Origin of the sequence: Pseudomonas sp. NPDC088885 (assembly GCF_044750025.1) — a bacterium.
Lineage (GTDB): Bacteria > Pseudomonadota > Gammaproteobacteria > Pseudomonadales > Pseudomonadaceae > Aquipseudomonas > Aquipseudomonas rustica.
Genome location: NZ_JBIVJB010000002.1, coordinates 14,318 through 37,900, shown reverse-complemented (window position 1 = coordinate 37,900; position 23,583 = coordinate 14,318). Strand labels below are relative to the sequence as shown.

The 23,583-nt window shown below is 57.4% G+C and carries 20 protein-coding genes; 6 read left to right on the top strand and 14 right to left on the bottom strand.

Annotation, left to right across the window (positions count from 1 at the left end):
* Nucleotides 1–24 precede the first annotated feature (24 nt).
* Nucleotides 25–990, top strand: a complete 966-nt coding sequence (dusA, locus tag ACIP1X_RS02575; RefSeq protein ID WP_400749031.1) for a tRNA dihydrouridine(20/20a) synthase DusA — start codon at nt 25–27, stop codon at nt 988–990.
* A gap of 49 nt (nt 991–1,039) precedes the next feature.
* Here dusA and ACIP1X_RS02570 read toward each other — a convergent pair whose 3' ends face one another.
* A complete protein-coding gene (locus ACIP1X_RS02570; RefSeq protein WP_053121998.1) occupies nt 1,040–1,873 on the bottom strand; it encodes an undecaprenyl-diphosphate phosphatase in 834 nt (277 codons plus the stop codon).
* Nucleotides 1,874–2,445: 572 nt separating this feature from the next.
* On the opposite strand from ACIP1X_RS02570, the gene ACIP1X_RS02565 reads away from it, so the two are divergent.
* The 3 genes from ACIP1X_RS02565 (at nt 2,446) to ACIP1X_RS02555 (ending at nt 5,897) form a co-directional block, all read left to right on the top strand.
* Nucleotides 2,446–3,183 carry a winged helix-turn-helix domain-containing protein gene (locus ACIP1X_RS02565; RefSeq protein WP_400749028.1) on the top strand — a complete coding sequence of 246 codons (738 nt, stop codon included), beginning with the start codon at nt 2,446–2,448 and terminating at the stop codon, nt 3,181–3,183.
* A 279-nt stretch (nt 3,184–3,462) separates the two neighbouring features.
* Nucleotides 3,463–4,113, top strand: a complete 651-nt coding sequence (locus ACIP1X_RS02560) for a helix-turn-helix domain-containing protein (RefSeq protein ID WP_212545649.1) — start codon at nt 3,463–3,465, stop codon at nt 4,111–4,113.
* Nucleotides 4,114–4,502: 389 nt separating this feature from the next.
* Nucleotides 4,503–5,897 carry an undecaprenyl-phosphate glucose phosphotransferase gene (locus ACIP1X_RS02555; RefSeq protein WP_053122004.1) on the top strand — a complete coding sequence of 465 codons (1,395 nt, stop codon included), beginning with the start codon at nt 4,503–4,505 and terminating at the stop codon, nt 5,895–5,897.
* A gap of 466 nt (nt 5,898–6,363) precedes the next feature.
* Here ACIP1X_RS02555 and ACIP1X_RS02550 read toward each other — a convergent pair whose 3' ends face one another.
* The 6 genes from ACIP1X_RS02550 to galE form a co-directional block, all read right to left on the bottom strand.
* Complete coding sequence (locus ACIP1X_RS02550) at nt 6,364–8,442, bottom strand: YjbH domain-containing protein (protein ID WP_400749025.1); 2,079 nt, start codon at nt 8,440–8,442, stop codon at nt 6,364–6,366.
* A complete protein-coding gene (locus ACIP1X_RS02545; RefSeq protein WP_400749022.1) occupies nt 8,439–9,200 on the bottom strand; it encodes a capsule biosynthesis GfcC family protein in 762 nt (253 codons plus the stop codon). The genes ACIP1X_RS02550 and ACIP1X_RS02545 overlap by 4 nt, the downstream gene beginning before the upstream one ends.
* Nucleotides 9,197–9,862, bottom strand: a complete 666-nt coding sequence (locus ACIP1X_RS02540) for a YjbF family lipoprotein (RefSeq protein WP_159815505.1) — start codon at nt 9,860–9,862, stop codon at nt 9,197–9,199. Before ACIP1X_RS02540 ends, ACIP1X_RS02545 begins: the two co-directional genes overlap by 4 nt.
* Before the next feature lie 12 nt (nt 9,863–9,874).
* A complete protein-coding gene (locus tag ACIP1X_RS02535; protein ID WP_400749019.1) occupies nt 9,875–10,936 on the bottom strand; it encodes a polysaccharide biosynthesis/export family protein in 1,062 nt (353 codons plus the stop codon).
* 144 nt (nt 10,937–11,080) lie between these two features.
* A complete protein-coding gene (locus ACIP1X_RS02530; protein ID WP_282358727.1) occupies nt 11,081–11,317 on the bottom strand; it encodes a hypothetical protein in 237 nt (78 codons plus the stop codon).
* A gap of 233 nt (nt 11,318–11,550) precedes the next feature.
* Nucleotides 11,551–12,567: a UDP-glucose 4-epimerase GalE gene (gene galE / locus ACIP1X_RS02525; RefSeq protein WP_053122014.1), complete on the bottom strand. Its 1,017-nt coding sequence runs from the start codon at nt 12,565–12,567 to the stop codon at nt 11,551–11,553.
* A 389-nt stretch (nt 12,568–12,956) separates the two neighbouring features.
* Between galE and galU the strand changes: the two genes are divergently transcribed.
* Together galU and ACIP1X_RS02515 are read left to right on the top strand one after the other, a co-directional pair.
* Entirely contained in the window at nt 12,957–13,790 is an 834-nt protein-coding gene (gene galU / locus ACIP1X_RS02520) for a UTP--glucose-1-phosphate uridylyltransferase GalU (RefSeq protein ID WP_042560129.1), read from the top strand.
* Nucleotides 13,791–13,825: 35 nt separating this feature from the next.
* Nucleotides 13,826–14,236 carry a mannose-1-phosphate guanylyltransferase gene (locus tag ACIP1X_RS02515; RefSeq protein ID WP_053122019.1) on the top strand — a complete coding sequence of 137 codons (411 nt, stop codon included), beginning with the start codon at nt 13,826–13,828 and terminating at the stop codon, nt 14,234–14,236.
* 135 nt (nt 14,237–14,371) lie between these two features.
* Here the strand turns inward: ACIP1X_RS02515 and ACIP1X_RS02510 are convergent, their stop codons facing one another.
* The 7 genes from ACIP1X_RS02510 to ACIP1X_RS02480 all read right to left on the bottom strand — a co-directional run bounded on the left by ACIP1X_RS02510 (nt 14,372) and on the right by ACIP1X_RS02480 (nt 23,567).
* Nucleotides 14,372–15,499: a GDSL-type esterase/lipase family protein gene (locus tag ACIP1X_RS02510; RefSeq protein ID WP_400749017.1), complete on the bottom strand. Its 1,128-nt coding sequence runs from the start codon at nt 15,497–15,499 to the stop codon at nt 14,372–14,374.
* Nucleotides 15,500–15,705: 206 nt separating this feature from the next.
* Complete coding sequence (locus ACIP1X_RS02505) at nt 15,706–16,752, bottom strand: acyltransferase family protein (protein WP_400749015.1); 1,047 nt, start codon at nt 16,750–16,752, stop codon at nt 15,706–15,708.
* A 12-nt stretch (nt 16,753–16,764) separates the two neighbouring features.
* Nucleotides 16,765–17,868: a hypothetical protein gene (locus tag ACIP1X_RS02500; RefSeq protein WP_053122025.1), complete on the bottom strand. Its 1,104-nt coding sequence runs from the start codon at nt 17,866–17,868 to the stop codon at nt 16,765–16,767.
* Nucleotides 17,859–19,091: a phosphoribosylaminoimidazole carboxylase gene (locus ACIP1X_RS02495; protein WP_400749013.1), complete on the bottom strand. Its 1,233-nt coding sequence runs from the start codon at nt 19,089–19,091 to the stop codon at nt 17,859–17,861. Before ACIP1X_RS02495 ends, ACIP1X_RS02500 begins: the two co-directional genes overlap by 10 nt.
* Nucleotides 19,088–20,200: a polysaccharide pyruvyl transferase family protein gene (locus ACIP1X_RS02490; RefSeq protein WP_400749010.1), complete on the bottom strand. Its 1,113-nt coding sequence runs from the start codon at nt 20,198–20,200 to the stop codon at nt 19,088–19,090. Before ACIP1X_RS02490 ends, ACIP1X_RS02495 begins: the two co-directional genes overlap by 4 nt.
* Nucleotides 20,201–20,215: 15 nt before the next feature.
* Complete coding sequence (locus ACIP1X_RS02485; RefSeq protein ID WP_053122031.1) at nt 20,216–21,298, bottom strand: glycosyltransferase family 4 protein; 1,083 nt, start codon at nt 21,296–21,298, stop codon at nt 20,216–20,218.
* A gap of 40 nt (nt 21,299–21,338) precedes the next feature.
* The gene (locus ACIP1X_RS02480) at nt 21,339–23,567 is read right to left on the bottom strand and encodes a polysaccharide biosynthesis tyrosine autokinase (protein WP_053122037.1); all 2,229 of its coding nucleotides are present in this window, start codon (nt 23,565–23,567) and stop codon (nt 21,339–21,341) included.
* Nucleotides 23,568–23,583: the final 16 nt, after the last annotated feature.

The following is a 23,583-nucleotide window of genomic DNA, read 5'->3' as shown; positions in this document are numbered from 1 at the left end:
GCAGGCCTTTAAAATCAAGGTTTTATGAATCATAAATTTTCTGTTGCCCCGATGATGGATTGGACCGATAGGCATTGCAGATACTTCCTACGCCTCCTGTCGAAGAACGCCCTGCTCTACACAGAAATGGTCACTACCGGCGCTCTCCTCAACGGCGATCACGAACGTTTCCTCCGTCACAACGAAGCCGAGCATCCATTGGCGTTGCAACTCGGCGGTAGCGTCCCCCTCGACCTGGCCGCCTGCGCGCGCATGGCGCAAGAGCACGGTTATGACGAGGTAAACCTCAACGTCGGCTGCCCAAGCGATCGCGTACAGAACAACATGATCGGCGCCTGCCTGATGGGTCACCCACAGTTAGTGGCGGATTGCGTCAAGGCCATGCGTGACGCGGTGTCAATTCCAGTAACGGTCAAGCACCGCATCGGCATCAATGGTCGCGACAGTTACGCAGAGCTGTGCGATTTCGTCGGCACCGTCCGCGATGCCGGGTGCACGAGTTTTACCGTGCATGCGCGGATTGCGATTCTGGAGGGGTTGTCGCCGAAGGAGAATCGCGACATTCCGCCGTTGCGTTATGACGTGGCGGCGCAGTTGAAGGCGGATTTTCCGGAGTTGGAGATTGTGCTGAACGGCGGGATCAAGACGATGGAGGCCTGCCATGAGCATTTGCAGACGTTCGACGGCGTGATGTTGGGGCGTGAGGCTTATCACAATCCGTATGTGCTGGCGGAGGTGGATCAGCAGTTGTTCGGCAGTTCGGCGCCGGTGATCAGTCGGGCTGAGGCGTTGGCGCAATTGCGTCCTTATATAGCCGAGCATTTGGCGGCCGGCGGCGCGATGCACCACATCACGCGGCATGTGCTGGGCCTGGGCACGGGGTTCCCGGGGGCGCGTAAATTCCGTCAGTTGTTGTCGGTGGATATTCACAAAGCCAAGGATCCGCTGGCGTTGCTGGATCAAGCCGCCGAGTTGCTTGAAGGGCGTTGATGCCCTCCCCCAGTTTCAACCAGGCGGTTTGATCCGCCTGGCTTGACTTTCACCCCGCCGCTGCCGCCGTCCAGTTGACCCAACCGAACGCCCACGTCGCCAGAATCAGCAAACCAAACGCAATCCGATACCACGCGAACGCGGCATAGCTGTGGTTGGCAATAAACTTGAGCAAACCGCGCACGGCGATCATCGCGAAGATGAACGCGGTGACGAAGCCGAGCGCGAACACTGGCAGGTCGTTGGGCTGGAACAGGTCGCGGTATTTGTAGCCGGAGTATACGGCGGCGCCGACCATGGTTGGCATGGCGAGGAAGAACGAGAACTCGGTAGCGGCTTTGCGTGACAGGCCGAAAAGCAAGCCGCCGATGATGGTCGAGCCGGAACGCGAGGTGCCGGGAATCATCGCCAGGCACTGTACGAAACCGACCTTGAGCGCGTCAGACCAGCGCATGTCGTCGACGTGCTCGACGCTGATCACATGACTGCGTTGTTCGGCCCACAGCATCACCACGCCACCCACCACCAGCGCCACGGCGACGGTGATCGGGTTAAACAGGTAATGATGGATGGTGTCGGCGAATAGCACGCCGAGTACAACGGCGGGTAGAAAGGCGATCAGTAAGTTGACGGTGAAGCGTTGTGCATTGCGCTCAGTGGGCAGGCCTTTGATGATTTCGAAGATCTTCGGGCGGAACTCCCAGACCACGGCGAGAATGGCACCCAGTTGAATAATAATGTTGAACGCCATGGCGCGCTCACCACCAAAGTCGAGCAGGTCGGCGACGATGATCTGGTGGCCGGTACTCGAGATGGGCAAGAACTCGGTGAGGCCTTCAACCGCACCTAATATCAACACCTGGAAAAAAGTCCAGAAATCCATTAATCCTCCGTCAGAGCGCTCGTGTGAGCGACCGGGTAATAACACTCAGGGCTTGAGTATCTGCAATTAAACAATTGGCCAAAATGAAAGATCAAAAGATCGCAGCCTTCGCCAGCTCCTACATTTGAAATGCATTCCCCTGTAGGAGCTGCCGAAGACTGCGATCTTTTGATCCCGGAAGAATAGGTCTAATGAAATGCCACACTCAAGCCATGTTAGTAATCGTCGGACGACGAACTACGCAGAAAATATTTAGGGGCTGAGTGGCAAAAAGTTAGTCCAGCCAATAAAGTGTGATGAATCTCACATTCACGCAGATGGCCAAACAATGGCAATTGGACATTAACAAAGCGATGGCCAGCGATTCAAAATAGTGGCACCATTGCATATCGCCACCATCTAAGCGCTAGTTCACCTACTCGACAAAATCAACTAAAAGCTTGAAAAGCTTAATTATTGTTAGAAAACTCGGGAGGCACGTCTAAAAAGCGCGTGAATGTTACCAATTGTCAGTCACAGATGAGAACCGGTGCTTTAACATCCCGATGTCAGCACTTAATTCGAGTCAATGCATGATGCTCTCTGGGAACTTAGCGACTAGAAGTCCGCGCCCGCAAAACGAAGACCCCGGTGTTCTCACTTTGGGTCGTACCCGTGGCGTGGCCGAACATTTTAGAACGCTGGTGGCCAGGCATGTGCGTAGCGATATGGCACTAGAAGTCGATGCGTACACTCGTTCATTTCAGCAGAATGATTATTCTGGATATCGCGCCATTTTCCTGGTCATCGACAGCCCTCAGGCCCTCGAAGACAATTTGGCGCTGGTGCAAAGCGTTCGCAGCGACAACTTGAAGCCGATCATTTGTGCGGTGATCACGGGGCGCGGCGCCTTCAACAAGATCAAGTATTTTCTGGCCGGCGCTGACTTTTGTATCAAACTCAATACCCTCTCTGAGGACAGCGCCGAGTTGCTTGCCGAGTTCTTCAACAGTGAAGAGTGGCAACGCGATATCAATCTGACACTCGACCCGACGCGCATTTGCCTGATGGGCTCCCGCCAGAAACTTGATATCTCGTTTGCCGAAATGAAGATCCTCGAAGCCTTTGCGCAAACTCATAACCACATTCTGAGCCATGATGAAATTGCCAACATCATGGGCCTCAACTCCAATTTCTACGACCCTCGAGCGCTGGAGAAATCGATCAGCCGCTTGCGTGGAAAAATCAAGGACATGTATGGTACCAACGCGATTCAGAGCATCCGCGGCCATGGCTATCGCCTGCTGCGGGGTCTGATATCGACTGCCTGATTCAATGGCAGCCATCCCTTTTGCATACGTACGAAGGATCGTCCCATGCAACGCTATCGTTTTATCTGTACTGCACGCCTATTAGAAATCAAGCGACTGAATGAGCGCGACAACACTAACCATAACAATAACTCCATAACATAGCAGCAGATCGAGTGGAACTTATCGAGGGCCATCATTGGGCCCAGACCCTGCCTATCGATTACTTCCGAGGAAGTCATTGCTCGCCTGCCGATTGACCCTTTTTAGCCAATTTTGGTGTGTATTCAGGAGAGAGACATGGAAACTAGTACAACCCTCCCAAGAAAATATTTTGTTGTCGTGACTAATAGCACAACGTCGCAACGTGAACTGGAAAGCATTTTGTCCAGTGAACGCTTCAATTCATTTGGCACGTCTCAGGCACAAATGTTTATTGAAGGTTCAGCTTCGCCCTCTTCCGCCCCGACCGTGATGGAGTTCACATACCCAAGCGTTAGTCGAAAGAACGTCGCTCGAACGATTGAATATGACACCCAGAAAATCATCGCCACCCTCGAATCCGAATGGCGAGCCGCGCAAATCGCTAATCCCTTTCAGAGCAATCCATCGGTAACCGGCGAGCTAATTCCCGCCAATGCTGACGATACGCCTGGCAACGAAACCTGGCATCTGGACAACGATCAAGGCGCACTGGTCAAAGACGATGTCGAGATCAGTCTCACCGGACTTGAAACAGCACTGGTCAAAAAAATGCTCAGCCATGAAGAACGGGTTGTCAGTCGAGACGAGTTGATTCTGAGCATTGGCCGAGAGCCGGAGCAATATCGCGGACTGGAGATGTGCCTGAGCCGCCTGCAAGACAAGTTCAAAATGGCCAGTAAGGGTGAACGACTGTTCCGTGCCGTCAGAAACCGTGGCTATTGCCTCATCCAGGAAGTCGTCGCCTAAACACAGCCGACCGCCCAGACCAGATAAACAGATAAAAGTGCGATTACAAAAACAACAAGAGCACTCTGTTTGGTTTCAACTCCCTCCTTTAATTAACACCCCCTGCCTCCACCCCTCCAACAGTAACAAATACGACATCCTTTATTCACCCCCTGCTATTCGACCTTTTCTAACAATCAGCTTTTAAACATTGAAAAGTTGGCACTGTGCCACCTTGTTAGAACTCGTCAGACACCCTTATCGCCAATAACTTAGTCTATTGACTGACGACAGTTCGACCTATCGGCGTTGTTACCTCAGGACACTCGCTACAACAAAAACAATAAGCCTGTTTAACAACTCGGATTTCAACTGTTGAAACCTGAATGGACGTCTTTTGGGGATATCGTATGGATCTTTCTCTTAGTATTAATCGAAGCACGGGCCTCAAGGGACTGACCTTTTGGGGCCAATGGGCGCTGGCGCAGGGCTTCGTTGTAACGCTGTTGTTCGTATTGGCTGAACAGCACACTGGAAGCGTCGCGTTCTATTACCGGATGTGCGCAACCCTGGCGGTTTTGGCTTCGGTGCCGGCTTATACGTTTAGCGGTGTTTATCGCAAACGCGACAACTACCTGACCGGGTTGGGTCGGTTGTTCATGGGCTGGTCGATGACCATGGCAGCGCTGGCCTGCATCGCGTTTGTCTGCCAGGCCGATGAGTTGTTTTCGCGGCAGGTGATTCTGAGCTGGGCGGTGTACGGCTTCCTCGGCCAAGCGTTTTTGTACGCACCGTTGCATGCGTTTTCGAAGTACTACCAGCGCTCGCGTAAAAGTGAGCACAAGACCCTGATCGTTGGCACTGGCGAACTGGCGCTGGGCTTGGCGAAGAAGCTCAGCCTCTCGGAAAACCTGCCGCTGGTGGGACTGGTGAGCAACGGCACCCTGCCCGCTCTGGCCTCGGATGCACCGCGCGTCGTTGGCGCTCAGGAGCAGTTGCTGGAGCTGATCGAAGCACACGACATCCGCCGTTTGTACATCACGCTGCCGCTGTGCGAAGCGGCGCAGATCGAGGCGATGTATGTCGATTTGCTCGGCGCCAACGTTGATGTGGTCTGGGTGCCGGATCTGAACGCGCTGACGCTGCTCAATCACTCGGTAAAAGTGGTGGATGGTCTGCCGGCGATCTACTTGAACGAGAGCCCGCTGACCAGTCGCCCTACCGCTGCGTTGAGCAAAAGTCTGGTTGAGAAAACCGTGGCGTTGCTGGCGATCATCGCGTTGAGCCCGATCCTGCTGATCATCGCTCTGGCGGTAAAGCTCAACTCGCCGGGGCCGGTGTTTTTCAAACAGGATCGTCATGGCTGGAACGGCAAGGTGATCAAGGTCTGGAAATTCCGCTCGATGAGCGTGCACGACGACCGCGAAGTGAAACAGGCCAGCCGTAACGATTCGCGCATTACTGCGGTTGGACGCTTTATTCGCCGCACCTCGCTGGATGAATTGCCGCAGCTGTTCAACGTGCTGCAAGGGCATATGGCACTGGTCGGGCCGCGTCCACATGCGGTGGCGCACAACCACTTCTACTCGGGGAAAATCCTCGCCTACATGGCACGTCACCGGATTAAACCGGGGATCACCGGGCTCGCACAAATCAGCGGCTGCCGGGGCGAAACGGACACGATCGACAAGATGCAGAAGCGTGTCGAGATTGACCTGCAGTACATCAACAGCTGGTCGTTGTGGCTGGATCTGAAGATCCTGGTGAAGACACCGTTTACGCTGTTGTCGAAGGATATTTACTGAGGCCGGTTGCGCAAATGCACGGGGACGAAAGTCCCCTTTTTTGTGTCTGAGATTTGGGTTGGTATCGGGATTTTCGGTTCGGCCAATATCCCATGTGAGAGCGGGCTTGCTCGCGAAAGCGGTGAGTCAGGCAACATCAATGTTGAATGTGCCGACGCCTTCGCGAGCAAGCCCGCTCCCACAGGGGATTTGTGTGGGTCTCGGGATAGTGGGAATACCCCAGATCATTGTGGGAGCGGGCTTGCTCGCGAAAGCGGTGGATCAGGCAACATCGGTGCTGGATGTGCCGACGCCTTCGCGAGCAAGCTCGGCTCCTACAGGGGATTTGTGTTGATCACTGGATAGTGGGAATGCCACAGATCAGTGTAGGAGTGAGCCTGCTCGCGAAAGCGGTGGGTCAGGCAACATCGGTGCTGGATGTACCGCCGCTTTCGCGAGCAAGCTCTGCTCCTACAAAGATCACGGGTTACTCGGTGATTTTCTCGAAGTTGCGATAGAACATGTCCCCTTCCCGGCTATCCGTCATCGAGTGCAGCTGGAAGCTGCGGCTCAGTCTGGCGCCACCGTCTCGGGTCAACGGGGCCCACACCAGGTTGGCGCGGCGCATGGTCGACATGCTCATCATTTCGTCGAACGGGATCGACAGGTACAGGCCTTTGTCGAAGCTACCTTCACCGTATTCCGCGCTGTTGGCCGTGGTGATCGTCGCCCACGCACCAAAACGCACGCCGTTGAAAAACTCGCGAGAGATATCCACCGTACCGCCCCAATCCCCCGCCAGATAACGACCGACACTGACGGCTGCTAACGTATCAAACGGCAGATCCGTGTAACCGGTGATATGCCCGGTCACCACCGAGTAATCACGCAAACCCAAACCCTGATCAAAATCACGCTGGCGCACCCAGTTCAGATCCGCGCCCACCGACCAGCGTTCACCGGTCGGGCGGAACAACACCTCCCCGCCCACACCGGCAAACATCGACTCCAGATAACCGCCGTACACCATGCCGTAGAGGTCTTTATCCAACTGCTCGGCATGGCTGACCTGGAACAGCGGCATGGTCACATCGGAGGTGGTCAGGTACTGCCGCAGATCCGTGCGCACACGCGGTAATCCGCTCGGTGCGTCGTAGGTGAATTTGTCGAAGTTGTTGGCCAGATTGGCGCTGAGCAGACCGCTCCACCAAGTGTTGCGATTGAAGCGATATTCGGCGTCGGCATCGGCACTGAATTGATAGAGCAAACCATCCGGGCCGCCGACGTTCTGTTTGAAGCCCAGACCAACGCCGTAACTGAAATGCTGCGGCGCTTCGCTGTAGAGGGTTTTCTCGTTGTGTGGCATCGCCGGGTTGATCTCGGTGGTGCGGTGCAGCGACTGCAACGGCTCCTCGTTGTTGATCACTTCGCGGAAGGTCTGGCGCGGCACGCTGGTTTCTTCCAGGGGCAGGTCGTAGCGCTTGTTGACCACGGTGAACCAGTCGATATCGTCGTTGACGCTGCTATCGAGAATCCGGCTCGCACGCCCGACTGCCTTGGACGAATGGAAGTAACGCTGCTGTTCGCCATACACGATCAGCTCGGAATCGCGCTGGGCAATGCGCTCGACTTTGTAGCCGGCATTCTGCTGCAAACGCTGCGAGACGTTGGCCCAGTCAACCTGCTCCATCGACGTGGTCGGTGCCTTCGCCGGCAGCGGTTCCGGGGTCGGGTCGTAGGTCTTCGCCGGTGCTTTGCGGCTGACGAAATTGGTGTGAAAAGTCACCCCAAACATCGCCGTATTACCGCGCTCCCACGCCGCGCTGAGGTCGATCGAATCCGTGACTTTGAACACTGCGCCGAGGTTGATCGGTGAGTCCTGTTTGATCTCGTTGTCCTTAGGCTCGTTTTTATAATCGTTGCCTTCGTATTCCAGCTTCAGGCTAAGACGATCCCACGGCGTCTGATAGCTCACACCGCCGAACAGCGAAGGCCGGCCACGGAAATACGAACCCGCGTTGACGTCACCGGTGCCTTCGGTTTCCGGACGGGTTTTGAAGCGATCACTGGCGAAGCCCAACGGGTTGTCGAAGTCGCCGCGATTACCGATGTAACCCCAGGCGATGCCGGCGCTGAAATCAAAATTGTCGAAGCGTTTGTTGGCGACGAAAAACTCACTGGAGAACAAACCGGTACCGCCGATATCCCGGAAGCCCAGTGCCACTTCCGGCGCCCAGTGGCTCTCTTGCCACAGCCGGACTTTGGCGTCGACCGCCTTATCCTTATAGCTTTGGCTGCCGCTGAGGGCCTCCGAGCCGTACGGCCGGTTGGTGATCGCGGTGTAGCGAAACGATCCTTCGAGCCAATCCAGCGGCTGCAACGAAACGCTGTAGCGGCTGTACGGATCGGTGCGGTTGGCGTTGACGCTCAACTCGCCGGCCGGGGCCATGCGTGCGGTCGGCGTCTGCCACAGACCGGCGCCGCCGAAGTCATTCTGGGTAATGCGCGGCTCTGCATGAGCCAGACCACAGGGCAATAACAACACAGCTGCAAAACGTAACTTCAACGAACCACCTCGGCCAGCTGCGTGGCAATAAATTCGGCCAACTGCTGATTCAGCTCAGGGATAGGCGGATCAAGATCATCATTTTTCAGCGGCACCAGAATCTTGCTGCCGGCCACGGGAAAGTGCCCGGACTCGCGATTCCAATGCGCAATACCGACGCGCTGCGAAGCGCCATTGGGCTGGATCAGCCACAGATAATCGGCCTCGGCATCGCTGGAAATCGCACAGCCTTGCAGATAATCGCGAGCTTCCTGCAACGGCTGATACGGCAGGTGACACGGCTCATCAACCGCGCCCACCACTTCCACCTCATCGACGCGCGTCGGGTAGATCAGCCGATCGCCATCGTCGAGACGGATGTTGCGGGCGAAGCCGACTTCCAGCGCCACCGGATCGAGATCGGCAATCTGCCGCCCGGTCACCGGCATCTGCCGAACCTCGTCGGCAACACGCTGCGCCAGCGCCGCCCGGCTCGGTCTGTCGAAGAGCAACGCCATGCGCCGCAGCACATCGAGATCAAACAGCACGCCGACCTTCAGCCGCGTCTGTTGCTCAATCAACGATTGGCGCAGCAAGCCGCCCGCCAGCCAATAACCTTCGGCATTCGGAACGGCAACGCTGATCACATCGAGCAAACGCCCACCCGCCGGCAACTCGACCGGGCCCGGGTTGGCGACATCGCCGCTGACAATGACGGCGGCCTGACTCGCACTGGCGATCAACAGCAAAAAAGCGGAAAAAACCCTCAGGCGCTTCACGGCAAATGCCTGCGATCAGGGGTCAGTTGCACGAGCTTCACACGCAATTGCGAAGTGAGTTGCTGCTCGCTCTGCACGATGAAACCGTCACGCGGATCGACCCAATAACGGTTGGTCGCACTCAGCCCGATCGCCGGAGCGTCGATCTGCTCGTCGACACGCAGCACGGCGTAGTCCTTGTCCAGAATGGTCAGGGTTTCAGTGGCGCGGCGGGTGAAGCGACTGTTGACGATCACCCCCACTTCCTGGCCCTTGTAGAGATCGATCCAGCGCCGCGTGGTGAAACCATCCGGCACTTGATGCAGGCCTCGTTTGAACGGCGAGTTGTCAGCCAGGCGCGTGCCATCGAGATCGCCTTCCAGACCGAGGCCAATGCTGCGCACGGCGAGGCCATCGCGCAGCAACAACACTTGTTTGCCGGAAGCGACCCAAAATTGCAGATCCTCGCGCTCGCGCACCAGCGCCAAAACGCCGGAGCCGGAGGGCGTGGTCAGTTTGAGTTGCGGGTAATTGACCCCGGCCACTTCGGCGGGCGTCACCTCGACTTCATCCGGGCCGACGACCGCGGCCTTCAAGTTGTTCAGCGACGCGCTCATCAGCGGGTTACAGCCGCACAGCAACGCGGCCGCCATCAGGCAGACGCCGATTTTCAGTATTTTCACGAACGGGCGGCCTTATTTGCTGTTGTTGCTGTATTCGCTCCAGTTCTTCGCAGCGGAAGCGCCGGTGCCGACAATCGATGCCGACGGCACCAGTTGGCTGATCAGACGGTTCCAGCGAGTCACGTTGGCAGGGCCGACATACACGACGTCCTGAGGACGCACTTCGAAGTGCGAAGCGAGCGCCATGGCGGTCGGCGATTCGGCTTCGAGTTGATAGATTTTTGCCGGCTCGACATCGAGGTTTTCCACGCCGCGAATGACGTACACCGCGTTGCCGTTGGAGGTGGTCTGGCTCAAGCCGCCGACCGAACCGAGCACGTCGGAAAGGTTCATCGTCGCGGTCTTGAAGCTCAACGCGCGTGGCTGATTGACTTCACCCATCACGTAGATGCGCTTGTTGTCGTTGTACGGCAGATACAGCTGATCGCCGCCCTTGAGGTAGACGTTCTGCAACGCGGAATCCGCTTGATTGAGCGAATCCAGATTGAGCGGATACACCCGGCCCTTGCGGTTGAGCAGCAGCCCGGACAAGTCGGCATTGTTGGTGTCGATGCCGGCAGTGCCCAGCGCCTCGACCACGCTCAGCGGGTTGGTGGAAATCGCTTGTGGGCCAGCCTTGGTGACGGCGCCGGTGACCACGACTTTCTGGCTGGCGAAACGCAACACCGCGACATCGACCTGCGGCTCGGCGATGAACGCCGACAGCCGTTGTTCGATGTCCGAGCGCAGTTGCTGGATAGTCCGGCCGGTGGCCTGAACTTCCTTGATAAACGGGTAGTACAGCGTGCCATCGGAGCGCACCAGGCGGCCGTTGGCATCGATCTGTTGTTGCGCGCCGGAGGGTGCGGTCAGTTCCGGGTGATCCCACACGGTGATGTACAGCACGTCGTTGTTGCCGATGCGGTATTCCGCGGGCGTCGCCAACAACTCTGCCGGCAGCGACTCACGTTTCTGCATGGCGCGGTTCATGGCAATCAGCTTGGGCGTGATCGGAATCAGCTCGACCCGGCTGCTTTCACTGGCACCCTGACGCGTGATGTCCTGGGTGCTCAGGTATTGACCGGGGGAAAACATGCAACCTTGCAAAGCGAGACTTGCCAACATTAAAAGATAAACACTACGAGTCATAATGGCACTACGCTATTCAAGGGCGAATCCAAAAACAAAGTCACCCGACTCACGTCGGGCGACCTTGTACTGCACTAACAGAACTTCCTGTTAGTTATGCGTGCCGGTTGTACCGGTGGTACCCGTTGTACCGGTGGTACCGCCGTTGGCACTGCCACCGCTGTTAGACGCCGCGACTGCACTGGCGACCATTGCAGTACTGGCTGCCGGCGCTTGAGAAGCCGCCACGTTGCCACCTACATTGGTCACCGCAGTAAGCGGTGCTTCAGCGGCGGCAGCCCAGTTGCTCAACATCATCAACAGGGCAACTGCCATCACTTTTTTCATAACAACTCCTTTCTAACATTCAGCCTGTTAAAAAACCGGCGTGTGTTAGAGGTGGTAGCGTTCAAGCCCGCAAATAGCGCGAACAAGATCCGTTGTTCTTTCACAGTCTTACCCAACTGATAAAAGTCGAACGGCAGGTTTATATCTACGGACTTGCAAAAGGCATTGCCAGTGTAATTTCCCGACGGAATCTAACAACCTGACTGAAAATAACATTGGACTTTAAATGGCCATCATCCCAAGTAACCATTGGGATGCGTGGATTGCCACCGCCACGTGTCGGTGACCATGTCCTGCAAACTGCGCGTGGCTTTCCAGCCAAGTTCTTTGGCAGCCTTGGAGGCGTCGGCCCAACTCTCGGCAATATCGCCGGAACGACGCGGCATCATCCGGTACGGCACCGGTTGCCCGCAGGCCTGTTCGAAGGCATGTAGCACTTGAAGGACGCTGTAGCCGTCGCCGGTGCCGAGGTTCCAGGTATGAATGCCAGTGCGTCCGGCAATCGATTGCAATGCTTTCAAATGCCCATCGGCCAGATCAACGACGTGGATGTAATCGCGCACCCCGGTGCCATCGATCGTCGGGTAGTCGTTACCGAAAATCGACAGCTCTTGAAGGCTGCCGACCGCGACCTGACTGATGTAAGGCACCAGATTGTTGGGGATACCGTTGGGGTCTTCGCCCATCTGCCCGCTGTCGTGGGCGCCGATCGGGTTGAAGTAGCGCAGCAAGGCGATGCTCCAGCGCGGTTCGGCCTGGCTCAAATCGCGCAGCACGTTCTCGACGATCAACTTGGACTGGCCGTAGGGATTGGTCGGATTGCCGGTAGGAAAATCTTCGCGAATGGGCATTTGCTCGGGTTCGCCGTACACCGTGGCGGACGAACTGAACACCAAACGAAACACCCCCGCCGCCGCCATCGCCTGACACAGCGTGATGCTGCCGCTGACGTTGGTTTCGTAGTACTCCAGCGGCTTGCGCACGCTTTCGCCCACGGCCTTGAGACCGGCGAAATGCAGCACGGCCTCAATGTTGTGTTCGCGGAAAATCCGGTCGAGCAAGGCCCGATCACAGACATCGCCGCGAATCATCCAGGCACTCTTGCCGCAGATGGCTTCTACGGCATGCAACGCCGCATCACTGCTGTTACAAAGATTATCCAGCACAACAACTTCATAACCTGCTTCCAGCAACGCAAGTGTGGTATGCGAACCGATATAGCCGGCACCGCCGGTCACGAGAATCTTCATGGCGCGATCCGTCATTTGATTAATGCCAAGTAGCGTGTCAAGCCCGACTGCATGGATATGTGTCGCAATCCACACAAACGAACGACAACAACCGAAAACAAAACTAGTTCAATGACTGGCAATAAATATTTTTGCAGGTCACACTGTATTGCCCGCTACTTATTAGCACTGCAAGTGCACGAATCACTATCAACAGATACCGACTAAAAATAACTAATCACGCACTCACCGACATCTCATAACATTGTCGGGTTTCATCCTCATGAACAATTGCCATTAATAACCTGACTCAGGTATTAAAGTAAGCCTTCAATCATCATTGAAACTTGCAGACCGAAGTTATGGCCTGCATGCGTCGCCTGTGTTCCATGACTGTCCAGGATACTTTTATGATTCGTAAATGTTTGTTCCCCGCTGCCGGCTACGGCACGCGTTTCTTGCCGGCCACCAAAGCCATGCCGAAAGAGATGCTGCCGATCGTCAACAAGCCGTTGATCGAATACGCCGTTGAAGAAGCACGGGACGCTGGCCTGCAACACATGGCCATTGTCACCGGCCGGGGCAAGCGTGCGCTGGAAGACCATTTCGATATCAGCTACGAACTCGAACACCAGATTCGCGGCACCGAAAAAGAGAAGTTTCTGGCCGGCACTCGCGAGCTGATCGACACCTGCACCTTCTCCTACACCCGTCAGGTGGAAATGAAGGGCCTCGGCCACGCGATCCTCAGCGGCCGTCCGTTGATTGGCGACGAGCCGTTTGCCGTGGTACTGGCCGATGACTTGTGCCTGAACCTTGAAGGCGACGGCGTGCTGACGCAGATGATTCAGCTGTACAAGAAATTCCGCTGCTCGATCGTCGCGATTCAGGAAGTCCCGGCCGACCAGACCCACAAGTACGGCGTCATCGCCGGCGAGCTGATTTCCGACGGCATCTACCGCGTCAACAACATGGTGGAAAAACCGGCGCCGCAAGACGCACCGTCGAACCTGGCGATCATCGGTCGCTACATCCTCACGCCGGATATTTTCGACCTGATCGCCGACACCCAACCGGGCAAGGGCGGCGAAATCCAGATCACCGACGCGCTGATGAAACAGGCGCAGAACGGTTGTGTGCTGGCCTACAAATTCAAGGGCCTGCGCTTCGACTGCGGCGACGCCGAGGGTTACTTGCAGGCGACCAATTTCTGCTACGAAAACGTCTACCTCAAGGGCCGCTGAGACGGCTCCCTCCTATTCATTTCAGGCAGGCCACCATGAACATTGCACAACATTCCGTAGAGATTGAACGCGAGGTGGGCAACCTCGGGGTGATGAGTTGGTTGTCACGCCATCAGCCGTTGCCCAGCGCCAACGAAACCTGGCTGGGCACGATTTTGCTGGTGGAGCGGATTGGCGTGTTCCCGGCGTCCGGGGATATCCGCCGGCCGCTGCGCGATCCGTATCCGCTGCTCGCGCATTTGAAGAAGCGCTATGGCGAGCAGGCGCTGGAGATGGATGACAGTGATGGGCTGAAAGTGATCTTCAGCGACTGGCGCTTCCGCGTGCGGATTTGCTGCAACGACCCGGCGATCATCATCAACGTGGAAACCCGTTGTGATGCACGGTTGATGCCGCAGAAGCTTGCGGAATTGCTCGAACAAGTCGACGCCTTCACGCAAGACTGACCTGATCGTTCCCACGCTCTGCGTGCTGATCGTTCCCACGCTCCGCGTGGGAATGCCGCCCGGGACGCTCCGCGTCCCTACGCCGAATGACGCAGAGCGTCACAGGATGCATTCCCACGCAGAGCGTGGGAACGATCATTTTGGGGCGTCGCAGCGATTGTTGGCGCCAGTGATCCAGCCATAAAAGTAATCCGCAATCACCTTCCCGCCCGTGGCCGGCAGCGGATGAATCTTGTCCGGGCCGATCATCGCAGCAGCGTAGCGCTTAACGTCCGGGCCAAACGCGCATTGCAGATTGGCGTAACCGAAACCCTGCTCCCGCGCCCAAGGCTCAAGCACCTGCGCATACGCCGACATCGGATAAGCGCTCGAACGCGTGGTGTCCTGGCGCATGATCAGGTTGATGCTCGCCGCCGGTTGAATCTCGCGAAGCATGCCCACCAGACCTTGAACGTTCTGCAGATACTGCGCGGGTTTCACGCCAAACCCCTGATCATTGCCACCCAGCATGATCAGATAAACATCGGCAGGGATCTTCGACACAGCGGCTTTCCACTGGGTCTGCCATTGCGCATCGTTGTGATAGAAGTCAGCGGATGCAGCGCCGGACGCTGCGAGTTTCGAGACGCGCACGCCGTTCTGATCGTTGCTCATCCACAGTCCAAACAGGGTTGGCGCGCCTTTCACGACTTCCAGTTTGAATGACCAGTCTGCTGCTGCCGGAATACCCGAAAGTACTGCTTCCTGAACGCCAGAACCTGCCAACGTCATCGGCTGCCAATCTTCTGAGGGTGACCAGCGATAGCGGATCTCGGCAGGTTCGCCATTGCCCAGGTAAAGCAATTTAGCCTGAGTGACGGCGGTGTTGATCGCAGGTGTCGGGCTGGCGTCGACTTGCAGCCATGCACCTGGCCGGCCCTTCACCGTGCGGCTGTCCGGACTCGCCTGGCCCAGACCTGAAACCGTCCAGTCCCCGCCGAAGTATTTTTCACTGCTGCGGGTGTATTTGAAATGCGTGCCGCCGAGCGCGGCGCCATGGTTGAAGCCGATATAGCCGGGCCCGGCAAAACCTACTTCCCCGGCCACGCGCTGCACCAGTTTGTTCAGATAGAAATCTTGCCCGGCGCTGTAACTGTCGCCGATCACCGAGACCGACAACACCTTGCCGGCCTTGCCCTCACGCCACTGGGCAAAACGCTCACGCGCATCACCCACCTCAACCACCGACGCTGCAACGGGTTGAGCGTCATTCACTGCCAACATGCAAAATTTCCTTCCGTCCGTAAGGCCCCTTCGCGAGCAAGCCCGCTCCCACACTGGATCGGCGTCATACCCAAATCCCCCTGTAGGAGCTGCGGCACGCTGCGATCTTTTGATCTTTAGAAGCAACAGCAAAAGATCGCAGCGTGCCGCAGCTCCTACAGGAGATCTCGATATCCACTGTGGGAGCGAGCCTGCTCGCGAAGCTCTTAGCTATTCTGAACCGGCACCACCGGGGCAATGACCGCCACAGGTTTCTTCACCGCCGCACGCTCACCAAGAAACAACACCGAGGTGAAATTAAACCGGCTGAACACCATCGACAACACCACCGGCCCCAGCAACCCACCACTCAACCCACCCAACACCAGCAGGCTCTCATCCTTCACACCCAACCGCCCCAGCACCACCCGCGACGTCGCCGCAAACAGCACATGAAACAGAAAAATCGCATACGAATACCCACCCAACCACGTCAACGCCTTCGAGCGAATCCCACTCGACAACAACGCAAAGCAAGACACACACCCCACCGTCAAACCGATCAAGCTACGGCGATCAACAATCAGCTCACGATCCAGCGCCGCCACATACAGCAACGTCAGCGAAATCAGCACAAACACCACCGGCCCGATCATCGCGAACCTCTGCTTCAACGCCTCGACATTCTCCTGGCCAATCATCCCCGCGACAAAAAACGGCAACAAATAAATTGCGCCGTCAATCCCGAACGCATCAAGCTTGAACGGCGGCAGCAAAAACAACAGCGCCGCAAACGCGAACAACCCATACAAGCGCGTCGCCGAACGCAGCATCCCGCGCCACTCAAGCAGCCCGACGAACATGAAAATGATGAACACCGCCTGCAAGAACCAGAAGTGGTTGATCGGCACCCAGAACGACAGCAACGCGTCGATCACGCCGACGTCCTTGTTCACTCCCGGTCCCACCGCTTGCAGCACCGAAAACGGCACACCGACACAAAACAACGGCACGATCAGGCGCCGCACCTTGCCGCTGAAAAACGCGGAAAAGTCGTTGCCACGGATTTTGTAGATCGAATAGATATACCCGGAAATAAAGGTGAACAGCGGCATGCGCACGTACACCATCGAGTCGGCGATCACCCGGAACGGCGAGCCGATATCGATCTTCAAGCCGCCGCCCAACGGCCCGATGACGTGGTAAAGCACCAGCAGCAGGCACGCCAGACCGCGCAGGGTTTCAATCTCCAGGGACTTTTTCTTGCTCGACATAAAGCACCTGCCTCAATTCAGAATTCTTGATTCAACCTGCACCGGTTTGTTCGCCCGCAGCATCAAGCCCAGCCCTACGAACAGCACCGGCACCACCATCGAAAAGTGCCGGGCGAAAGAGCCGAAGTCAGGCTCGAACAAACCCTGCACCAACAGAAACGCCAGCGGAATCGCGATCAGTTCCTTGGGTTTGGTCTGGATCGGCGCGCCTTTGTAATCGGTCGAAGTGATGACTTTGAACAGCAGCAGCGCGGTCATGATCATCAACGCCACGAAGATCACCTGCCCCGGCCCGGACAGCAGAATCAGCTCCACCGGGAACGACAAACGGAAGAAGATGATCATCGAGTCCAGCGCCTGCGAAACGAAGTCGCTGCCGGTGAGCCACGAGACGATCAGCGACTTCGAGCCCTCCTCGCCCGCCGTGCGCAGTTCGTTGTTGCTGGCGCGAATCGACGACACCGGGAAGCCCAGCGCCAGTTGAATCGCCATGGCCACCGCCAGGTAGAACAGGAACAACATCAGAAAGAACGTCGTGCGTGATACGTACTTTTTCATCACGCAGACGCCGACCCACGACAGCGAAAACAGAATCCAGTACGGCCGGATCAGCACGCCGTAGATCACCGCTGAAAGAAAGAATCCGCCACGATATTTGCGCGTCAGCGAGCTGAGCAAAATGCTCAACACCGCCACCGACACGATGATTTCCTTGGTCAGATTCTCAAGGAAAAACGAGCGGACGATGCCCCACAGGCACAGGGTGCCGAAGATCGCCAACGGCATGCGCCGAAACACCACCACCGGAATCGCCGTGAGGAAGAAATTGCAGAACATGCCGTAGGCCCAGGCATTGGTCAGGTTGATCCCGGTGGGACGCAGCAGGAACGCCGAACACTCGTACGATGAGCGATCCGGCGAGAACGGATTCCAGAAGTTGCAGTTGTCGGCGCGCGCGTAGGACGACCACAAGGTCATCGCATCCGGCCCCGGATCGCGAGGAATCAACAGCGGCATGGCCACCGACAAAAACAACCCGGTAAACAGAATCAGGAACGACACATACGAATCGAGTCGCTTGCCGCGAAACTCGATGCACGGCAGCTTCAGGCCCATGACACGGCAGCCTTTTTCGCAGCGGTCACGCGCGTCAAAACGGCAATAACGCCGAGCTGCACGATGATCGCGAAAACATTGCCCCATGCCGCGCCATAAATCGAATAGTGCTTGATCAACACATAGCTGACCGGCACCGAAACCAGCAGGCAGATCGCCGCGCTGGCAAGCGATACACGGCTGTTTTTCGAGGCAATCAAACCGCCCCAGACGATGTCGCCAATCGCCCGCAAAGCGAAGGAAAAAATCAACACGCCAAGAATCGCATTGTCCGGACGCGGCACGCTGGTGGCGACGTAATCGAGCACCACGTTGAAGAACAGATAAATCGCCACCGCCACCGCCGCCGACACCACCAGCGAACGCATCACCCATTTGTTGACGAACAACTGCTTGACCGAAAACGCCTGCTGATCGGCCTGAAACCGCTTGGCCAACACCGGAATGCCGACCACCGCCACCACCGCGTACGACAAGGCTTGCAAGGTGTTCGCCGCCGACCACGCGTACACATATTTGCCGAGGCTGGCGTAGGGCTCCAGATCGATAATCAGGAAACGCTCGGCGTACTGACTCAGCGCGATCAAACCGGTGCCGAGATAGAACGGCAACCCGGCCTTCCACACCGCGCCCGTTGCCAGCGTCGAACTCTCGCGGCCCTTGTGCACGTTCACCACAATCAAGTATCCGGCGACAATCACCAGCACATTCGCCGCGACCCACAACCACAACACACTGGCGATCCCCGACACCCAGCCGAGCATCATCCCGCCCACCGCCAACACCGCCCACAGACCGGTCTTGATGAAGAAAAGCAATGCGCCGGCCGTGGCTTTTTGTGCGGAAAACACGAACGAGTTGATCTCGAACGACAGGTGCTCGGTGAGCAAAACCAGGGTTACGCAGAGGATCAGCGTCGCCGTCGCTTCAACGGTCTGGAACAGTGAATAAATCAGCACCGTCACCACCGACAGCACCAGTCCCACCGCCAGGTACAACAGCAAAACCTTGTCGACCACGCGGCGCGAACTGCCGCCCACGCTGATCAAGCGATTGATCTCGGAACTGAAACCGACGCTGTAAAACTTCGAGGCGATCAACGATGCGGCGACCACCACGCCGTAAAAACCCAGCGCCTCATAACCGAGGTAATGGGTGATCGCCAACACCAGCAAAAACTTCGCGCCCAAGGCTCCGCCGCGAAGCAGTAGCCGAAATATCATCGAACGACACCCTTGATGATCTCGTCCATGGCCACGGTTTTCGCTTCGATTTCACGGCAGGTATCGGTCAGGCGCTGGCCGAAATTCGACAGCGCATTTGGCGCGTAAACCGTGTTGATGATGGTGTCGACATCGATGTCACCGCCATTGATCACCCAGTCCTCGACGCCCATGTCCTGATAGGCGCCGAAGCCTTTGCGCTCATAGCTGATGTGGTACGCCGGCACGCCGGACAGCAGCGATTCGATCGCGCCGTGCAGGCGCACAGAGATCACCAGATCCGGCTGATATTTGGCGATGGTCGCCTTCAACGACAGCAGGTCTTCAGTGATGCCCAGTTCGCGATAAAACGCGCCGTCATCGTTGCCACGCACCGCGCTCTGCACGGCGCAGACCACTTTGCTTTTTTGCTTCAGGCGTTGCAGCAGCAGCTTCAGATTGGCGACGTAGGCGACCTTCTTGTCCTTGCTCCACTCCGGCGGTTTGCGCAGCACTACGCACACCGTGGCTGGCGATGCGGCGCAACGGGTGAATTTCGGTTGCTGAAGGATCTTGCTCGCCAACGACTGCACCGCCAGATCTGGCGCGCGGTAGACGTTTTCGCAAGCGTCGAAAATCGCCGAGGAACGGTTGTCACGCACGAACACCGCATCGGCATTGGCGTAGTGCTCGACGATTTTGCTGCTCTCGCCATGGAACGGGCCGATGCTTTGCGGCAGGTACACCGACGGCACTTTGCTGAGGATCGCGGTTTCCAGTTGCTTGGCGTGACCGAGCTTCAACTTGATGTGTTCGAAAGCGCTTTTCGAGCGCATGTAGCCGCCGCCAACGCCGACGATCAGATCGGTTTTCTGCAACAGCTCCGCCAACCCGGCGTAGGACTGATTGAGAAACACCGCTTGCTTGACCCGGCCCAGGCCCTTGGCCGCCATGACCGGCGCGTCGAAACGCGGGTGCGGCAGATAGCTGAAAGAATCCGGATCGGAGGCGACCACGCTGATCGCGGTGTCGTCGCCAAAGTTGCGCTGCACCAAGGCAATGGCCAGATCGACGAGCAGGCCGTCACCGGAGTTGGACGCACTGTAGCCATGCAAAATCGTTACGTTCATATGCTTGAGTTCTACTTAAAAAGTGGGAGCGCGATACAGGTCGTAGGTCTGGCGAATCATCAACGCGGCGCTGAAACGCTCGCGGACGATGCTGCGCCCTTCGCTGCCGAGATCGAGCAAGCGCGGCTTCTGGATTTGCGCGAGCACATCGGCCAGCGCCTGGTGATCACCGGACGGAAACACGTAGCCCGACACGCCGTGCGTGACCAGTTCCGGCAGCGAGGTGCAATTGCTGGCGATCACCGGTAGCCCCATGGCCATGCCTTCCAGCGGCACCATGGCGAAACCTTCCCAGCGACTCGGCACAATCAGCGCATCGGCTTTCTGGTACAGCGCCTGCACTTCGCTCGGCGTGACCCACGGCAGGTATTCGACCGAATCCATCGGCGGACACTCGACTGAATCCTCATTCACCGCGCTGCCGACCACCGTCAATTTCAGATCGTTGCGCTGCACGTTGGCGAAGGCCTTGAGCAGCACGTCGAAGCCTTTCTGGTAATCGAGACGGCCGACAAACAGCAGATGAATCGGCTCGGGGCTCGCGGCTTTCGGCGCGTCGTCTTTGTGATGAATGCCGTTGTAGATCAGCTTCATGCGTTTGCGCTCGATGCCGAAGCGCGCGGCTTTATCGAGCTCGTACTGGCTGACGCAAATGATCACGTCGGTGACTTTTTGCAGCACGCGCTCGATCCACGCATAGACCTTTTGCTTGATCGGCGAGCTTTCCATCAGGAACGAAAACGCGTGCGGGCAGTAGACGATTTTCGGCTTGCGCCACGGACGCAACAGCACGCAGACGCAGCGGCCAATCACCCCGGAAAAGGTGCTGTGCAAATGCACCACATCGGGTTTTTCCTTGAGCAGCACTTGCGTCAGACGCCAGGCGAAACGCAGCAACGACGGCACATTGCGCCCGGTACGCGGGAAGGTGCGGATCTGTTGCGCGCCGATGCCGTGCAGTTCTTTGGCCTGATCCTCCGGCACCAGATACACCAACTCATAGTCGGCCGCATCGCCTTCCGGCGACGCCGAAATCGTCCGAATAACGGTTGCGACGCCACCTTTGATCGTCTCTGCCACGTGCAGTATTTTTTTCACAACTCACCCACTTCAAACAGGAAAGGACAATCGCCAAAACTCAGGATTTGTCGGACGCGTATTCGTAGTTGTAATAGCCGTAGCCGCCGTTGCCGTAGTAGCTCGCGGCACGCTTCTCGACGCCGTTGAACACCGCGCCTTTCAACTCGATACCGTTCTGCGCGAAGCGGCGGATGGTCAGCTCGATCTCTTTGGCCGGGTTCACCCCGAAGCGCGTGACGATCAGGCTGATGCCCGCTTCACGGCCGACAATCGCCGCATCGGTCACCGCCAGCAGCGGCGGCGTATCGATGATCACCACGTCGTACATCTCGCTGAGTTGCGCGAGCAATTCGCGGAAGTTCGCGTGCATCAACAGCTCGGAAGGATTCGGTGGCACCTGACCACGGCTGATGAAATGCAGGTTGTCGACTTCAACTTTGTTGATCGCCTGATCGATGCTGCAGCGCTTCACCAGCAGGTCGGACAAACCGTTGCTGATCGGTGTGTTGAGGGTTTTGTGCAGATGCCCTTTGCGCATGTCGGCATCGATCAGCACCACGCGCTGACCGCTCAAGGCCATGACTGCGGCGAGGTTGGACGAGACGAAGGTTTTGCCGACTTGCGGGCTCGGCCCGGAAATCATGATGCGGTTGTTGGTCGAATCGAGCCCGGCGAAGTGCAGGCAAGTGCGCAGGCTGCGGATCGACTCGATCGACAGATCGGTCGGATTGCGCAGCGCCAACAGGTACGCCGGTTTGTCGACGCCATCGCGGGCGCGGCCCTTTTTGTTGTCCTCTTCCTGTTGCAGCGCGCTGTAGGGAATCGACGCGTACACCGGCAAACCGAGTTGCTCGATGGCTTCGGGGCCTTCCAGCCCACGGCTCAGGGATTTGCGCAGCAGCACCAACGCCACACCGACGAAGGCGCCGAAGAATGTCGCGATCAACACGATCAAGGCTTTCTTCGGTTTGACCGGGCTGGTCAGGTCGACGTCCGCCGTATCGACCAGACGCACGTTGCCCACCGCACCGGCACGAACGATGTCCAGCTCCTGGGATTTGTTGAGCAACTGCGTGTAGATCTGCGAGGCGACTTCGACATCGCGGGTCAGGTTGAGCAGTTCTTGCTGGGTGGCCGGCAAGTCCTGGACTTTGCCTTCCAGCGACTTCTGCTGCTGGGTCAATTCACCGATCTGGCTCATCAACGCGCGGTAGGCCGGGTGCTGTTTGGTGAACTTGCGATCCATCTCCGCCTGCTGCATTTTCAGCTCGGAAATCCGCGTTTCCAGCGCGACGGACTGACCGAGCACCGATTGCGTTTCCAGGGAAATGTTCACGGTTTTGCCGTGGGTCTGATAGGCGTTGAGGGCATCGCTGGCCTTGGCCAGATCACGTTTGACCTGCGGCAACTGGCTTTGCAGGAAGGCCAGACTCTGCGCCGCTTCCGCCGAGGTACGGCGTACGTTTTGCTCGACGTAGAGCGAGGCAATCTTGTTGAGAATCTTCACCGCTTCAGGCGCGTCGGCACTGGCGAGGGCCAGACGAATGATTCCCGACTCTTTGCCTTGCTCGGAAATATCCAGCGCATCCTGATAACCCTGAATCGTCACGATGCGCGGATTGCGCACCACTTCGAAACGCGTGCCGGGATTGGCCTGCAATTGAGTGATCAAGCCTTCCACGCCATCCTGCGCAAAGGCTTCGCCCATCGCGCCCTCAGCCAGCAGGTTGTCGTTGTCATCGAGCAACTGGAAACGATGTTGTTCGCCAGCGATCAGCGTGAGTTTTTTGCCGAGCAGTTCTTTTGGCAGATTGAGCCGGGCAAACTCCAGCCGCTCACCGCCCCAGGCGTAGCTGTTCAGGCCGAAACGCGGCGCGGCGACGCTGGTGTCGGTTTCGCCGCGATAACGCCGGGCGAGAAAACCGCCGATGAGCGGAAAGGTGTTGGGGCTGACGTCGATGTCGAGGCGCAGGTCGTCGACGGTTTTGCCGATCACTGCGCGGGATTTGATGATGCCGATCTCAGTCACCGACGGCGATTGGCCGCCGAGCATGCTGTTGAGGTCGGAGAAACCGAGCATGTCGTTCTTTTTCGGTTCGACCTGCACCAGCGCGTTCGCCGAATACACCGGCGTGGCCAAAACCGCATAGGCAATGCCGGTGACCATAAACGCGCCGGTGAGCGCGCCAATCAACCATTTCTGATCGATCAGGCTGCCAAAGATGCCGAGCAGATCAATGCTGTCTTGATCATTGTCACGGGTGCCGATTACGGACGGTAACTGCATAAGTCTGTTCTTACCA

Coding starts and splice junctions, on each gene's coding strand:
- ACIP1X_RS02500 (WP_053122025.1), bottom strand. CDS start 17,868: ATGGGCCTGAAGCTGCCGTGCATCGAGTTTCGCGGCAAGCGACTCGAT.
- ACIP1X_RS02555 (WP_053122004.1), top strand. CDS start 4,503: ATGGATCTTTCTCTTAGTATTAATCGAAGCACGGGCCTCAAGGGACTG.
- ACIP1X_RS02490 (WP_400749010.1), bottom strand. CDS start 20,200: ATGAACGTAACGATTTTGCATGGCTACAGTGCGTCCAACTCCGGTGAC.
- ACIP1X_RS02510 (WP_400749017.1), bottom strand. CDS start 15,499: ATGTTGGCAGTGAATGACGCTCAACCCGTTGCAGCGTCGGTGGTTGAG.
- ACIP1X_RS02570 (WP_053121998.1), bottom strand. CDS start 1,873: ATGGATTTCTGGACTTTTTTCCAGGTGTTGATATTAGGTGCGGTTGAA.
- galU (WP_042560129.1), top strand. CDS start 12,957: ATGATTCGTAAATGTTTGTTCCCCGCTGCCGGCTACGGCACGCGTTTC.
- ACIP1X_RS02535 (WP_400749019.1), bottom strand. CDS start 10,936: ATGTTTTCCCCCGGTCAATACCTGAGCACCCAGGACATCACGCGTCAG.
- dusA (WP_400749031.1), top strand. CDS start 25: ATGAATCATAAATTTTCTGTTGCCCCGATGATGGATTGGACCGATAGG.
- ACIP1X_RS02565 (WP_400749028.1), top strand. CDS start 2,446: ATGATGCTCTCTGGGAACTTAGCGACTAGAAGTCCGCGCCCGCAAAAC.
- ACIP1X_RS02515 (WP_053122019.1), top strand. CDS start 13,826: ATGAACATTGCACAACATTCCGTAGAGATTGAACGCGAGGTGGGCAAC.
- ACIP1X_RS02530 (WP_282358727.1), bottom strand. CDS start 11,317: ATGAAAAAAGTGATGGCAGTTGCCCTGTTGATGATGTTGAGCAACTGG.
- ACIP1X_RS02560 (WP_212545649.1), top strand. CDS start 3,463: ATGGAAACTAGTACAACCCTCCCAAGAAAATATTTTGTTGTCGTGACT.
- ACIP1X_RS02495 (WP_400749013.1), bottom strand. CDS start 19,091: ATGATATTTCGGCTACTGCTTCGCGGCGGAGCCTTGGGCGCGAAGTTT.
- ACIP1X_RS02480 (WP_053122037.1), bottom strand. CDS start 23,567: ATGCAGTTACCGTCCGTAATCGGCACCCGTGACAATGATCAAGACAGC.
- galE (WP_053122014.1), bottom strand. CDS start 12,567: ATGAAGATTCTCGTGACCGGCGGTGCCGGCTATATCGGTTCGCATACC.
- ACIP1X_RS02505 (WP_400749015.1), bottom strand. CDS start 16,752: ATGTCGAGCAAGAAAAAGTCCCTGGAGATTGAAACCCTGCGCGGTCTG.